This is a genomic window from Jidongwangia harbinensis (assembly GCF_020216025.1).
GTDB classification, from domain to species: Bacteria; Actinomycetota; Actinomycetes; order Mycobacteriales; family Micromonosporaceae; genus Actinoplanes; species Actinoplanes harbinensis.
Genome location: NZ_JAIWNC010000076.1, coordinates 1 through 15,034, shown reverse-complemented (window position 1 = coordinate 15,034; position 15,034 = coordinate 1). Strand labels below are relative to the sequence as shown.

Sequence of the window (15,034 nt, the reverse complement as noted above, 5' to 3'; positions counted from 1 at the left end):
CCACGACGTCCATATCGTCACCAGCGCAAACGCCAACCCGAAAAACAAGAAAACACATAACCCCAGACCACGCCGCACAGGTTAAAACTCAAGCTGAGGACTTGGTCCCGTTTGTCGATGGGACCTTTCTGCCCCGCGGGTTCCCGGATGAAGACGACGTCGGTGACGACGTGGACGCTGCCTTTGAGATCCAGAGCGACTACGCCTTGGATCTCGGCTATCTGACGGATGCCCCGGACCTTCGCTGCTGGCGGCATGCCGTCGGCGGCGCGGACTTGGTGACGCTTCGCCAGCAGGTTGAGTCGGCGAGGCGCGGTACGTTCGAGGGGCCGAACCGGTTGGATGCCACTATGCCGGCGACGGAATTCTTCGCAGCGGTCGAAGACTTCGATCGTCGATTCATCAGGGCGATGGGCGATCGGGTCTCCGAGCTGGAACACCGCGGGCCGCCGCCCGGTGTCGATCTGGATGTGCGGCAGCTGCGAGCAGATCACGAGCAGCGCAGTGGCTGGCTCGCGCAACGTTTGATCGTGCGTCGCGATGTCAACTGGGTGAAGGTGCGCGCCGGTGCGGCCAAGGTGCGCTCATGGCGGCCACTGACCCAGGACGACGGCGACTGACGACGTCGACGACGACGATCCGATTCCGGCTAATCGCGTGCGCTGGTGACGACACATGCCCCGAAAAGTGACAGCCGCCGGCCGGTCGGCGCGCTTACAGCGGCAGATCAGCGCATCGGCTCGGCACGACATGACCGACTGGTTTCCTTTCAGGCAGCGTCAGCCGGCCAAAATTGCAAGAGGAACTCCTCCTCAACGTCAATCTGATCAGTAGCTCGCCGGCAAGCGGCAGTGTTCCAGTCCGCTTCGTCGAACTTCGCTAGTATGTCCAGATAAGCCTGACGCGCTTCGCGGCCATTCCGACACGCCACGCGCACGCGGTACGTGCCGGGACTGCTCAAGGTGAACCCAGTGTCAGCGCCACCTGCTGCGATCTCGTTGAGTGAGAGGGTCTCGTTCTCGCCTATGTATTCCATGCTCACCGCCACGACGTCATGCCATGGTCCGCGGGCATCGTGTGGCTCGTGATCAGGCTCCCCGTCCCACTCCTCAAGCCGCAGGATCGCACCGAGGTTGCCGTACGGACTTTGAACCCAGATGGAATGGCGACCGGCAGAAACCCAGCCCTCACTCCAGCCGCCGAAGCCCTCACCGATCACATCTTCGATCGCGAACATACCGTGGTCGAGGACAGTCTTGGTCGTGACTTCAGAAAGCCGGCGACTCACGGATTTCAACCTCTCGAGTGAAACGACGACTGGTTGCCTCGGCTAAACCGCCAGCTCTCCACCGCTGACGAATCTAGCAGGAATACAGCCGCCCATTTCGCGGCAACGCACTGTCATCGGCATGTCCGCGCGTCAGCCCGCTTCCCCTCACGGTGACGCTGCGTAGCGCGTGGATCGCGGAAGAGTGTTCTGATCTTGGCAGCGCTTCGGGCTGACCATGCGTGCGTTATCTACCGTTCACATCGCAAGCAGCCTTGGAGGGACGCGTCAATGGCTCGTACACAGCTGTATCTCGTTCGCCACGGCGAACAGGATGCGAACGCCGATCACGTCAGCACTGGGGATCTCTCACCACTCGGCCGAGAACAGGCCGATCGGCTGGGCCAACGGCTTCGTGCGGTCCCTTTCGCGGCCATCCACCACAGTCCGTTGCTTCGGGCGGCCCAAACCGCCGAGGTCGTCGCCAGCCATCTCCTGCAGGCGCCGAGACACGTGTGCGACTTCGTGGTCGACCGGACACCGGTGCCCTCCGACGAATGCCGTGACCAGTATCCGGAACGGTGGTATGCCTGGCTCGACGGCGTACCCGACGACGAGCGCGACCCGGACGCTGTGGCTTTACAGTCCGCCGTAGAGCACTTCGGTGTCACCGGCAGAGAGGACCGAATCGAGTTGCTGATCACCCACAACTTTGTGATCGGCTGGTTCGTTCGCCACGTTCTCGACGCCCCGGTATGGCGGTGGATCGGGCTTAACCAAGCCAACTGCGCAATCACGATCGTGCAGTGGGAGTCCGAGCGGGCACCGACCCTCGTCAGCTTCAACGACACTGGGCACCTGTAATGCTGTGCGGATTCCGCTCCCTTCGACCCTGACGATGGCCACCTGCGGCTGACCGGTGCAGGGTGACCGTCGCGATGATGGGGTTGGCGCACGGTCGGCGGCAGATTGAACGCACCTGATCTTGGTCTAGCTAGGGTGCCGTCATCCCCGATAGGGTCACCATCCATGGCGAGCCGAATCGGCGACATCACCATCGACTGCAACGATCCGGAGTTGCTCGCCGGCTTCTGGTGTGAGGTCCTGGGCTACCGGATCTTCGCTCGTGACGAGACCGGTGTGGCAATCCGCGGGGCGACGATTAGTCCGGACATCCTGTTCATTCGAGTCAGCGAGCCGAAGACGACGAAGAACCGACTGCACTTCGATGTCTGCCCCACGGATAGCGGAAGGGATGAGGAACTCGCTCGGTTACTCGGTCTCGGCGCCAAGCGGTCGAGTATCGTCGGCAGCGGCTCGTGGATAGTCTTGGAGGATCCGGAAGGCAACGAGTTCTGTCTCATGTCCAAGCGGATTCCAGCCGAACCGGCGCCGTTCCACGACGCGTAGGTGCAGCGTCTGCCACGCATTTCTTGCCAGAACACCCTGTGCACTCACATCGGCAGTTCCGCGTGTTGAGTGATCATGTGCCGGATGCATGTAGGCGGCGAGGATGTAGTTGGGGTGCCGGTCGAGGTTCTTGCGGGCTCGGTCGTATCGCATGGTGGTCCGCGGGTCCGCGGGTCGGCGTGGCGGGCGGCGATCTGTACGTCGCGGAGGCTGATGCCGGCGGCCGATGTGCAGGGCACATGGGGCAGGACACGGCATGATGAGGGCGGTGAGCAGTCCAAGCCCATACTTCACGGTCGAAGAGCCGACGTTCGTGGCGCGGTTCCTTCGACCCAGAGGCCGATACCGAAGAATCGGTGGCGAACGTCGACGCATTCGTCGACCTGCCCGACGGCTCCTGCTGGGCAGTGACGATCTTGACGGTCGAGGAGGTCCGACGACTCCTGTCGGTGTGGCGGGAGACCGGCGAAGTCGCGAACGGCAGCTACTTTTGGGGTGTTGACGACGTCATCGTGCCAGAGTCCGGCATCGCGGTGATGACCACAGCGATCCGCGAGCTTGTCCGCAGCGGCGACATCACGCGCGCTGGTATCAGGTCTGAGAAACGCCGAGCGCAAACGTGCCCACTCGGTGGTGGACGCCGTCACCGCGCTGGTGGTGACGGACACACGTGCTTGAACTCAAGGCGCCGCCCGGCCTGGGTCGATGGCGTCAGCACCTGAAGCTGCTGCCAGCCGGCGATCACTTCACCGTTCGCGCTGCCGAGCCGCCAAGTGGCGCTCAGGGTTACGGTGCCGGCGGCTGCGAAGTCGCGGCTTTCGATCGGTGCGGTCGCGTCGTCGGACCTCAGCCAACGGTATGTTATTCGGCCCGGCGTGGCCATTGATACATGCTGGGTGAAGCGAATGGTTGCGTCGTTGCATTTGGTTTTGTCCACACTTACGACGACTCGGCCCTCACTGAGCACCACGGAATGGTCCGGCGGCGATAGGCGGCCTCTGTCCTCATGTCTGTACAGAGCCGTTGCGCCATGCGACGATGGTTCCGTCCTGTCCGCAGGCTTGATGGATGGATCCCTTCGCGGCGGCGCCAAGGATGGCCAGGTAGTTGGCTGGCGCCGTACCTCTTTGGCAGCTTGCGTCCCGTCCGTCATTGTGGAAACTTCAAATGGGAAAAGTTTAGGTCCTATCAAGGTGCCGGCCACGACGACGACAGTTGCCGCTACCTCAGCCGGGCCGCGCACAGATGAGGCCAGGACTCGCAATCGACTGAAGCCTCTCGGACGTCGACGAATTGGGGTGGCTGTGGGAGATTGCCGCCCATGGGCGCGTACTGACCGTTGCTTAAGCTGATGTTGCTGCTCGGCAGTGTCGACAGGCGAGAGGAGCCGCGCGCAGGGCTCCGCTTGTTCGGATGCATGTGTATTTGACATCCGAGCTAGGACCGAGCCATATGCGGCGTCCAACTCGGCTCTTGTGTGCGCGATACGGGCATGGTCGCCGAGGGAACGCAACGCTGCGTCGAATGCCCTGTCGCCTTGGTCCTCAGTTCTCATGCGTCCACCCGTTCGTCATTCCATCCCGCCAGCTGTGGTGATGCCCTCAGTGAATGCCGTGCCTTGCTCAGAACACTCTCCGCACCTTGGCGCGTCATTCCGAGCTTCTGTCCAATCCGTGCCGTCGGCAGGTCCTCCACGTAGCGTAGGTGCAGCGCCTCTTGTTGCTGGGGACTCAGTTGATCCATCGCACGGCAGAGATCTAAGCGCAGCGCATGAAAATGGCTCTCGTCCGCAATGGACTGCTCATCAACCAAGGCGCCAATTATTTCCGATGGAAAGTGTGACTCCCCTCGACGCGTTTGTTTCTGCCTGTGAGTGCGCAGCAGGTTCCAGGCCGCCTGACGTAGTGTGCCCCACACCTCCTCATCCTCAGAGATGGCACATACGTTCAGCCCCACCTTGACCCAGGCATCCTGAGCGAGATCCTCCGCAGCGCTACGGTCACCAAGCCGGAAAGCCAACCAGCGCACCAGTTTGGGGTGAAAGTCGTCGAACAGCGTCCGGAAGCGATGAAGGCGCTCCTCGTCATGGCTCGCGTTCACGAATCTGCAATGCCCGGAGTGCTGCCAACGGTGACCGTCCACCGGCAGCCCTCCGCATCGAGGTAGGTCACAGTGCCACCCATACCGCCGGCGAGCACTTGCGCAGTCAACACGCTCATTACATCCACAGGCGACGCCTCACCGGCGCGCCGCATCCGCCGTAGGCTGTCGGTTGCAGACACAACACACGGTGTCAACGCCGTCAGTAAAGGTATGTATTCCATGACGTTCAAAGACCTTGTCCTCCCTATCCGCTCCTAGAGGGAAAGGTTGCGAGCGACGGCTAAAGCAACAGATGCCTGGACACTTCACCCGTCTAGGTGACCCGTTTATGCGATTTAGCCTCGCGCCTTCAGTAGGGCTGACGGGTGGCGGGACCCTGGAACACGAAAGTGCCTTCTGATCTGGGAAGATCCGGGATGTCTAAGGCCCTGATCGTCCCGCACGGAAGGCACTCTCAAGGTGTAGAGTACCGGCACGCGTCCGAAGGTTGTCGTCAGCGGTGGGGCCCGGGGCGTGGTCGGTCATGCCGGTACCCGCCTTCTCACCGATCTTGCTGACAAGACTGGGTTGAGCAGGGGTTTCGTTCAGGCGTTGGGGCTGGACCGGGTTCGTCGCCCGGTGCATGAGCCGGGCCGCGTCGCGGTCGATCTGGCGGTGTTACTGGCCGATGGCGGTGAAGCCATCGCTGATCTGGCGGTGCTGCGGCAGCAGCCGGGCCTGTTCGGGCGCGTAGCCTCGGATCCGACCGCGTGGCGGGTCCTGGACGCGATCGACACCGCGGCCCTGGCCCGGTTGCGGGCGGCCCGGGCTGCCGCGCGGGAACTGGCCTGGCTGCAGGTGCTGGAGACGCGCCGCTCGTTGCCGGCCACCACGGTCCTCGGGCGGGCGCTGCCGGGGTTCGTGCTGGACATCGACGCAACGATCGTGCTCGCGCACTCGGAGAAGGAGTCGACGGCGGCGACCTGGAAACATACGTTTGGCTACCACCCATTGCTGTGTTTCCTCGACGCCACCGGTGAGGCCCTGGCCGGAATGCTGCGCCCAGGCAACGCCGGCAGCAACACCGCCGCCGACCACATCACCGTCCTGGGCCAAGCCCTGCAACAGATTCCCGAACAGCACCGTTACGGCAGTGCGATCCTTGTCCGGTCCGATTCGGCGGGCAGCAGCTACGAGTTCCTCGCTCATGTCCGTGGCCTTCGCGAACATGGTGTGCACACGGAGTTCTCCGTCGGGGTCGCGATCACCACACCAGTCCGGGCCGGGATCACTGCCGCCGGTGACTGGGTGGCGGCGCTCGACGGCGACGGCAGCCTGCGCGACGGCGCGGAACTGGTCGAACTCACCGACCATGTCGACCCGGTGCTGCTGGCCTCGTTCCCGGCCGGCACCCGACTGATCTGCCGCCGGGAACGCCCGCACCCCGGCGCGCAACTGTCGTTGTTCGACGAGGTCAACGGGATGCGTGAAGGGTGCCACGTCAGGGTGATTGCTCTGGCCTGGGCAGATGCCGGTGCGGCAGGCTCGGTGGTGTGGTGGTTCATACGATCGCGTCGCTGATCGTTCGGCGGGTTCTAGGGGTATTGGGCTGCGGTCCGTCTGTGCACGCGGGTGCGGTGGAGATCGCGGTACTTCGGCACCAGTTGGCGGTGCTGCACCGCCAGGTGGTGCGTCCGCGATACACCCCGGCCGATCGGACGTTGTTATCCGCGCTGGCGAGGCTGCTGCCGCGGGAGCGGTGGGCGGTCTTTTTTGTCACGCCGGCGACGTTGCTGCGCTGGCATCGGGAGTTGGTCACCCGGCGGTGGACCTATCCGCGCACCGGCCGTGAGCAGCGCGGTTTGGACGAGGCGGTGGTGGCGTTGGTGGTGCGGCTGGCGCGGGAGAATTCCCGGTGGGGGTACTTAAGGATCGTGGGGGAGTGCCGCACTCTCGGGGTGCGGGTCTCGGCGACTTCGGTGCGGCGGATCCTGCGCCGGCATGGTCTCGGACCGGCGCCGCGGCGGGGTGGGCCGACCTGGAGTCAGTTCCTGAGCGCCCAGGCCGGCGGTCTGCTGGCGACGGACTTGTTCGCCGTGGAGACCGTGGGCCTGACCCGGCTGTATGTGCTGTTCGTGGTCGAGGTGCAGTCGCGGGTGGTGCATCTGGTGGGGATCACCGCGCATCCCACCGGAGCGTGGGTGGCGCAACAAGGCCGCAACCTGCTGATGGACTTGGACGGGCAGGCGCACCGGTTCCGGTACCTGATCCGGGACCGGGACACCAAGTTCAGCGCCGCGTTCGATGCGGTATTCACTGCGGCGGGCGTCGACGTGGTGAAAATCCCACCGCGGGCGCCTCGCGCGAACGCCTACGCGGAACGGTGGGTGCGCACGGTCCGATCCGAGTGTCTGGATTGGACGCTGATCTGGAGCCCACGCCAGTTGCATCGGGTACTGACCAAGTATCTATGCCACTACAACACCGTTCGACCACACCGTAGCCTGGATCTGCGGCCACCGCGTCCGGCCTCTCGACTGACGCTGGTCGAGCCGGGTACCGGCGAGTCGTCGGTGCAGCGAGTCGATGTGTTGGGCGGGTTGATCCACGAGTACCGCCGCGCCGCTTGAGTCCACCGAAGGCAATGTCGCTGTGCTCGTATCAAGGCTCTGCGGCCCTCCGCATCCGGGCCGGCGTAGACCAGGCACTGATTGCAAGGCGGCTGATCTCTTCCACGCCTGAAAGCGCGGAATCCTTGACCTGGCCCCCTTCAGGGAGATCGCCGCGGTGCTGGAATCTGCGACCCCATAGCGGCAGTGTCACTGGTGTCACCATATCGGTTCTGGCTTGCGAAGATGTTGGGTGACAGCACAGCGGGGAGTCACTCGACAGCTAGATCGGCAGGAACGCCGCCGGGATGCTCCCGGCGTAGCTGGGGAGCATAAGGCGGTTCTGTCGTACCGGCCCCGTGTCACTGCCGGTGCCGGCGGAAGACCGAGTCAGGCGCCACGAGTTAAATGGGTGCTAAGTGCTCACTCTCCCGAGTGCGCCAGAGGATCGATGTCGTCCTCGACTGCCTGCGCTTGGAGCCATAGGCGTATCTCGTTGGCATCATCAGTCTGGCCGAGACCGTCTAAAACGTAGGAAAAGGTGAAGTAGGAGCCCATCAGGCTGGGGACGAATTGCTGCGGCAGCCGTACCGCTAGAGCCTCGAAGACGGAGATGGCCTCCGATATGGCTCCGAGAGCCGAGGCCAGATTGCGTTCTACGCTAGAGCACGCGAAGGCATATGCCCACAGGGAGGTGGCGAGGGCGGGAACATAGAGGGTGGGGTTGAGATCGCTGAGCTCGCGATAGATGTCAATTGCCTCCTTTACTCGGGCCGGCGCATCGTCGCGTCCGAGTCGAACCAGAATGCCGCCTAGGGAGTGCAGCGATCCAGCCAATTTCGGAAGATAGAGAGGCGCGTCCTCATCGACAAGGTTGGCGTAAACGGCTACAGCCTCTTCCACCGCGGAGGCGGCTTCGCCGACGCGATTCGCTGGCAACAGATTTTCGCTGAGCATCCGCAATGAAAGGGCAAGGTCTGCCAGATAGAGACGAGGGTTGGAGTCGCCCAGGTTGCGATAGATCGCGACCGCGTCCTGTAGTGCTGAGATTGCCTGGTCGCGCCGGTCAAGCTCTGCCAGAATGATTCCAAGGTTGTAAGACGTCCGCGCCAAGTCTGGCAGATGGATTGCAGGATTTGTTTCGGATAAACGCCGATAGATTTTGATCGCCTGCTTTGCGGAGGACAAGGCGTCGTCATGACGGTTCAACATTGACTGCTCGGCGCAGAGGTTGCAGAGCGATCTAGCAAGGTCCGACAGGTAGGTGCCCGGCTCAGTCTCTGCTAGCCTCTGGCGGATTGCAACTGCTTCTTCCGTGTGCGCTATAGCTTGCTCCGGAAACTCTCCGATTGAGAGGAACATGCCCAGGTTGTGCAGGCCTGACGCGAGGTGCTGCAGATAGGAGGCAGGATCTGCACCGCATAGCTGTCGGTAGATCCTAACGGCCTCCTCTGTTGGTGCCAAAGCTTCTACACGCCGGTTTGCCTCCGCGAGAATTAGGCCAAAATTGGTCAGAGACATTGCAAGGTCGCCAAGGTGGGCGTCTGGATCGGTCCCTGCCAACTCGCGGTAGATATTCATGGATTCAGTCGCTGGAGGGATGGCTTCGTTGAACCGACCGGAATTTCTTAGCCGCCACGCGTATATTGAGTGCAGTCCAGCATGGACCGCCCTATTTTCGGTTTGAGGTAGCCAATGCTCCTTGATTCGGGCGGTGAGGACTGCAGCAGCGACATCCAGATCAACGTGGCGGTTCCTGGGAAGCAGGGGTTCAATCAGCAAAAGTAGGTCGGGGTCGACGTTCGGAATCTCGATCAGCCGGATAAGGGTGGCTCCACCAGCTGTGACAGCAAGGTGCGGCCTCTGGTTAAGAAGTGGGATAAGCACCTGCTCCGCAATATGGGGCCATCGGTGCGCGGCTTCAATGAGGACCGTTACTGCGTGGGCAGTCCACGGCGGCGCTTGATCAGGAGTATCATGGCTAAGCAAATTTGTGGGTGCGGTGAGGGTCCAGTCGTCAAAAAGCCAATTACTGTCGGTTTGCAGTACGCTGTTGCTCGGCGTGCTTAGGCCGATCAGATCCTCCCCAAGGCGATCAGGGAGTAACGGTTCCATCGCCGACATGCGCGTGGTCGGCGGGTAGCATGATTGGTGGTCATCGATTATTTGATTAGCAGCTTCTGGACTCGATGCTAAGTCGGATCGTTGCAGCGCTACGTGGGTCTCGGGGCGGGATACTCCACCAATGAGTGTGGCTAGATATGTCGCCCTGCGCATTGTTGCCGCGTTGGTGGTTGTCCGACCTGATCTCTCATGCAATGCGGACCAATGGGCGTGCTCGCGTCGTAACAGATAGGCTGACACTGCGTGTTGACTGGATGGTGCCTTTGCCTCCCGGCAGCAAGCGTCCACTGCCGCCAATGCGGCCATATGTACTGCAAGCACGTGCGATTCATCCGCAACGAATGCTGGAGCGACGATTGTTTTGGCCTCGGGTGCCTCTAAATAATCGGCGAAGGGGTCTCTTGCGACAGCAAACATGGTAGCGGGATCAACCTGGCTGCCAAGCGGTGGCAGTGATAGCGCCGCGGCATCAAGAGCGTAGTCACTATCAAGGCGGCCAACCATCGCGGGCCACCAGAATGAGGCTGAACGGGCCAGCAAGAGCACTCGCACCATGACAGGGGCATGCGAGCTCAATTTGCGTAGATGCCCGATCAACGCTAGCAAGTGGGACGTCGACCATCGGTCAGCGTAGTCGACCACAGCAAGAACCTTGCCGGATTCCGGCAGCGGTAGCCGACCTACTAAGGTCCCAAGCTGCTCACTCGCGTCATGGATAACGCGCCAAACTGCCCACCCCTGCTGGGCGCAGATCGCTGCGAAGTGGTTGGCGAGACGGGTCTTGCCGTGCCCGCCGGCAGCGTGGATCAAACGCAAGCCAAACGGGTCAGCCATGTTAATCCAGGCCGCCAGCTCCTTCAACTGAGGACCTCGACCAGCAAACGGCACGACTGCGTATCTGGGTTGCAACAACCGTGATGGCTGGGCACGTGCCGCAACCACAGATAATTGCCGTACGGGTTCAACCCACGTGTCTATTCGGTAAGGCGGCCGGTGCGACCCGATTGTGACGTCGCCGGTGACTTGTTGCACCATCACCAGATCGCCCACAATTAAGCAACCGTTCACCGACTGCTGCGTCTCGCTGGTGTACGGCTTCGCCGTTGATGCCATCACGCGCCGACGTCCAAGTCGCCATTGACGCCGCGGACGATACGGACTGGTCCCTTAGCGCGTACGTTGCTCACCGACTGCTCGCCCAGGGCCGGCAATTCGGCGGACTTGCCGTCCACTTTTTCTCCGGCAGGAGGCGGTGAAGGCATTGGTGAGACGCCGAGACGCACATCGCCAACTACGGTGTCCACAATATCGATGGTTGCGCCCGAGTGGATTTGATCAACTCGCTGGTGGCCATGCCCGAGCGGCCCGTCGGGCTTGCGCCTACTGAAAAGCAGCCCGTGTGCCGTCAGCCCTAATCCGGTCAGGGCGGCGATCGTTCCTAACACGCTCGCGACCTTATCCGCTGTGTCGAGGTTGACCGCCATGCCGACGACGCCCAGAGCAAGAAGAGCCACCCCTGCTCCGCTCCATCCAGCTACTCTCCGCGATGCACTCATGCCACCATCATCACGCAAGGGGCCGGCATATGGTGTGCCACGCGCGTGGGACCCGGTGGTGACCACACGCGATGCGTCTCGGTGCGCGCACATGCACGCAGGTTGCGCCCTGGACCTCGCGCAGCGCTCTTGACGTGCAGGAAGGCTCACATTAGCCATCTGGGGACGTACGAGGTTAGCTGCAGGAAGCACTCCTGGATACGACCCACCGCAAGGAGCTAGGGCATTGAGTGCCTCGGTGTGTGACGCGCCGACACCGCCGTGTGGTCGTCAACGACCGGTGTCGGGCGATTCTCCTCCGAAGCATCGTTGGCAAGGACTGCCGATCGGCCACTGGGAGTTCTGCCCGGCTGGACTTAGGATTTCCATCCCTCGCCGGACCGTACCCATTCCTCGTAGGCATCGATGGAGTATCTGCCTGTCTCAGCAAGCAACAGAGCGGATCCGATGACAGCCATCTCTTTAAGGTCGAGTCGACCTTCCATGAGCCCATCCACGTCAGTCAGGCGCCTTACCTGCTTTGGGATCAGGGCGGCCCACCGTGGCTCCCGATCGACAAGGGGAACTCCTTCTGCCATCGTCAATCCACTGCCATAAACCTCCAAGATAGGATCGAATTTGAATGCCAGCATGCCCATGTCGAGCGGGCCTGTCTTATCAGTCACTCGATAGGCGGCCGCCTCAATGAAGTGTGAATCCATTTCCGTTGATGTGCCAAGGCGAACCAGCCACTTGGCAATCCCTACCATGATCTCATCCGATTGCAGCGACCGGCCTTCTCCGCAGTCTTCGCTGAGTTGTGGGTAGAAGTACTGCAGATCGCTTCTGAACCTGGGAGAAGTATCGAGGTTGCGGCGAATCAACTCCGATATTTCTTTGTTCAAGGAGTGGGGGATAGCCTGATCATCGATCCGACATGTCAAAAAGAGTAGCCAGGGCTTCGACCGGCGTTTCTGAAGTGCAAAGATTTGCCGGACAGCATCGAAAAACTCAGTATGGTACCCACCGGCATGATCTTCCTTTGGAAAAATGCTGCCACAGAGGTCCAAATTAACGATGTCGAAGGGTTTCTCTTCGAGTAAAACCTGTCGGCCTATTGAATTCTTTGCGGCGATGCTTTCTAGCCGTTTCTTCAAGACCTTTGAACGAGGATCTACATGCGGTGAGCGGCGGATAGAAGCGAGGGAGCCAGCTTCGCCCCGCTCAATTTCTATTTCCGCGTCGACGGACGAAGGCAGTGAGTCTAGGGCGGCGTCGATCTCAGTCGGCGTCTTTCCTCGAAGATCGTCGCTGTCCTGTGCGGCGATGTCAAAGCCGAGAAACCTCATCTTCCGCGAGCCGTCGGCGCAGAACTCATTGACAAAGTACCGAATGTCCAGAAAGTCAGCGCCAGGAAGGCCAAAGTATCGAAGTGGCTCGCCCGGATCAAGATAATTCAGCAATTCGCCAACGTGGGCACCCCACATCTCGGCACGAATATATTGCTTCCGTGGCCTGTGCCACGGCTTGAAGTCATACTCGATTATTTCCGGGAACTCGAAAGACGTTAGAGCGAAGTCTTCATCTCCCGTATTTGACTGCCGGGTCATGAAAGCTTCTCCAAGATATCCTTGATCGCCTTCAAGAGGGTTGTCCGGTCCTCGGGAGATGTGTCATCGAGTAAGCCGTAGGCATCGAGGAGCTGAGTAATCGCGGTAACGAGTGTCCTACTTCGCGCCTCCCGCTCGCGATAACCAGGGCCAGACGACTCCACGATACTGCTCGGGTACCAGTAGCCGGCGCCATCGCCTGAAGCGGCATCCGAGTCTTCCATGAATTTGACCTCAGGTGGCTCCTCCGCTTCTGGACCGTATCGTCGATGCCTTATCACGTCGATGATGTCCCGTACTTCGTCGACGGAACGGTCCTTCTCAGCTGCCCTATACTCTCGTCGCACCTGGGCGGCTAAACGCTTTTCCTCTGCTATGACGCGCCTTAGTGCAGAGTGAAGCCACTTCGTTAGCGCCCTGATATGAGCGTGTGCGTAGTTGAACGATTCCCGGTCGATATTGAGGGCGCCATCCAACCCCTCCACGACGAATATTTCGCAAGTTATGCGCGGTAGGCGCTGTGTCTCGGCCACAGGAAAATCCATGAAGCTTGGATCGAAAGGTATCCCGCTTGCCTCATTAACTCGAATCTTCACACCGCGGTGCTCGACCGGAATTACCTTCGGACTAATAAGAATGTACGCTTGGAATTCCAGATCGCCACCACTCATCCTTTTATCTACGCCGGGGAAGGATTCTCGGTGGGCCGCAACGAACAAGAGCGAATCTTGGAGTGTTGCAGAGCTGCCCGCGAAACGCTTAAAGCTAATCGGGCGGCTCAACGAGATCTCGTCTATTTGAACTTCGAAATCGTCGCGTTCCCTCACGGCATCGCCCAGACGGGCAAGCGATCGGAGTGGTGCAATACCATTGAACTGTAGTCGCTCCACTTCACCACCGGCCTCCAGTTTGTAGGGCCGCAAGTTTTCAGCCGCGATTAGGTCAAACGGGTGCCCGTCGATGTACTTCAATGGTGGGGCAAGGCTGAGCATCCAGATCATCGCAAGATACTCATCGAATATTTTCTCGACGCTAGGGTTCTGAACGCCCTGTTCGTAAGCTTGCCATACGGCTCCGAAAAGCCGCTCCATTGCCCGGGTACCTTCGTCGCCTATTTGCCAAGGCAGGCGCACCACGTCCAGATCACCGAACCGCTGTAACAGCTCGGGGTTTTCTGGATCTAGGCGGCCCACATGGAACTTCGGCGGAGCAACTGCGTTGCTTCCCTCATCCGCTTGCGCCAGTAGAGACTGCCACTTCTGCACGCTCTGCAGGCTCTCTCTGGTCTGTGGACGAATGGCGTTCAAGATGATGGAAGTACCGTGGGCCGCTTCGTCTTCAGCTCGTTCACGCCACAAGCGAAACTTGCCCGCCTCGTACTCCTCGTCATCGTTTTCTCCTGCGGCTTGCTCCGCGTACTGTCGCAGAATGATGCTAGCTACGGTTTGGTGGTGGTCGCCTGCAACTTTAGTAACAATCTGAAATGCCTGCGTTAGCTGGGCGACCGAAAAGAGCCCGATCCCGATCTTGCCGATCAGTGGTCGACCATTGGGACTCAGGTTAGGATTGCCTTTCTGCGTTACATTGAACTCTTCACCCATTGCGGTACGTTTAGTGCTACCACCAATGTGTTTCAACAGGCGTATTAGGGTGTCCGCGCTCATCCCGTTGCCGTTATCATCGATGGAGACCCTATTGAATTCCGGTCGCTCCGTCCTGATGGTCACGCGGGTTGCGTCGGCATCGTATGCATTAGAGATTAGCTCCCGCAATGCTGAAGCGGGTCGCCGATATATACCGTCAGTTACTCGGGCAAGGACGCGCTGGTCCGTGCTCAAGGTATCCTCTACAGGTCTAGTCCTCGATGCCTCTTGAAGTTGTTCCTTTAGGTCCTCTTCCGAAAGCGCCACTCAGTCCGCCAATCATAAGTCTGTGCCGGGCTTAAGCTGCGGTGCCGGGCGGTTACGGTAAGGATATGCCCAGGCGCCAACTATTTGTACTCTCCCTCGCGCTCTCTCGCGGTGATCAGGTTGCCATGTTCCGGTCGTCGGGACGCCGGCCTCAGTTGCCACGTGGGGATGTGTGGCAACTAAGCCCGTTATGCCCTCGTTGACTGTGCTAAGTCCTGCTGGAGTGTCGATCTTGCGCTGCGACGACTCATATTGCGGCCGCTACTTCGCTGTACTAGACGTTCCCGCCGCCCGCGGTCGTCCCCGCCCTCGGGCTGGGACCTGCGATGGGGACCATATGGGGACCACACGGCATGCGCGCTAGGCCGTGTTTCGTAGGACCGTCGATGTTGCGGCGTGGCGGTGGTCGATAACTGAAGAGGTCTCCGGTAGTTGGTTCAGCGACCAAGCTAGAACTTCACACCGGAGACCTCGTGCCGAGCGTAGC

At 60.8% G+C, this 15,034-nt stretch carries 11 protein-coding genes and 1 pseudogene; 6 read left to right on the top strand and 6 right to left on the bottom strand.

The window, feature by feature from the left end:
* Positions 1 to 620 (top strand): DUF5984 family protein (locus tag LDL48_RS42610; RefSeq protein WP_225260908.1); only part of this gene is annotated, 620 nt, incomplete at its 5' end.
* Between the two features lie 149 nt (positions 621 to 769).
* On the opposite strand, the gene LDL48_RS42605 is transcribed toward LDL48_RS42610, so the two are convergent.
* Positions 770 to 1,288, bottom strand: a complete 519-nt coding sequence (locus tag LDL48_RS42605) for a hypothetical protein (RefSeq protein ID WP_225260907.1) — start codon at positions 1,286 to 1,288, stop codon at positions 770 to 772.
* A 270-nt stretch (positions 1,289 to 1,558) separates the two neighbouring features.
* Between LDL48_RS42605 and LDL48_RS42600 the strand changes: the two genes are divergently transcribed.
* The 3 genes from LDL48_RS42600 (at position 1,559) to LDL48_RS42590 (ending at position 3,399) form a co-directional block, all read left to right on the top strand.
* Positions 1,559 to 2,131 (top strand): histidine phosphatase family protein, encoded by a 573-nt coding sequence (locus LDL48_RS42600; RefSeq protein WP_225260906.1) that lies wholly within the window; start codon positions 1,559 to 1,561, stop codon positions 2,129 to 2,131.
* Between the two features lie 165 nt (positions 2,132 to 2,296).
* Positions 2,297 to 2,677: a VOC family protein gene (locus tag LDL48_RS42595; RefSeq protein WP_225260905.1), complete on the top strand. Its 381-nt coding sequence runs from the start codon at positions 2,297 to 2,299 to the stop codon at positions 2,675 to 2,677.
* 356 nt (positions 2,678 to 3,033) lie between these two features.
* Entirely contained in the window at positions 3,034 to 3,399 is a 366-nt protein-coding gene (locus tag LDL48_RS42590; RefSeq protein ID WP_225260904.1) for a hypothetical protein, read from the top strand.
* Between the two features lie 829 nt (positions 3,400 to 4,228).
* On the opposite strand, the gene LDL48_RS42585 is transcribed toward LDL48_RS42590, so the two are convergent.
* The gene (locus tag LDL48_RS42585; RefSeq protein ID WP_225260903.1) at positions 4,229 to 4,777 is read right to left on the bottom strand and encodes an RNA polymerase sigma factor; all 549 of its coding nucleotides are present in this window, start codon (positions 4,775 to 4,777) and stop codon (positions 4,229 to 4,231) included.
* A 462-nt stretch (positions 4,778 to 5,239) separates the two neighbouring features.
* Between LDL48_RS42585 and LDL48_RS42580 the strand changes: the two are divergent.
* Positions 5,240 to 6,247: pseudogene (locus tag LDL48_RS42580) on the top strand (transposase); the annotation flags it as partial.
* A gap of 5 nt (positions 6,248 to 6,252) precedes the next feature.
* Positions 6,253 to 7,389 carry an integrase core domain-containing protein gene (locus LDL48_RS42575; protein ID WP_225260902.1) on the top strand — a complete coding sequence of 379 codons (1,137 nt, stop codon included), beginning with the start codon at positions 6,253 to 6,255 and terminating at the stop codon, positions 7,387 to 7,389.
* 402 nt (positions 7,390 to 7,791) lie between these two features.
* Here LDL48_RS42575 and LDL48_RS42570 read toward each other — a convergent pair whose 3' ends face one another.
* From LDL48_RS42570 to LDL48_RS42555, 4 genes are all read right to left on the bottom strand, one after another.
* Positions 7,792 to 10,353 (bottom strand): tetratricopeptide repeat protein, encoded by a 2,562-nt coding sequence (locus LDL48_RS42570; protein ID WP_225260901.1) that lies wholly within the window; start codon positions 10,351 to 10,353, stop codon positions 7,792 to 7,794.
* A gap of 251 nt (positions 10,354 to 10,604) precedes the next feature.
* Positions 10,605 to 11,006, bottom strand: a complete 402-nt coding sequence (locus tag LDL48_RS42565) for a hypothetical protein (RefSeq protein WP_225260900.1) — start codon at positions 11,004 to 11,006, stop codon at positions 10,605 to 10,607.
* A 398-nt stretch (positions 11,007 to 11,404) separates the two neighbouring features.
* The gene (locus tag LDL48_RS42560; RefSeq protein WP_225260899.1) at positions 11,405 to 12,637 is read right to left on the bottom strand and encodes a hypothetical protein; all 1,233 of its coding nucleotides are present in this window, start codon (positions 12,635 to 12,637) and stop codon (positions 11,405 to 11,407) included.
* Positions 12,634 to 14,547 carry an ATP-binding protein gene (locus LDL48_RS42555; protein ID WP_225260898.1) on the bottom strand — a complete coding sequence of 638 codons (1,914 nt, stop codon included), beginning with the start codon at positions 14,545 to 14,547 and terminating at the stop codon, positions 12,634 to 12,636. Before LDL48_RS42555 ends, LDL48_RS42560 begins: the two co-directional genes overlap by 4 nt.
* Positions 14,548 to 15,034: the final 487 nt, after the last annotated feature.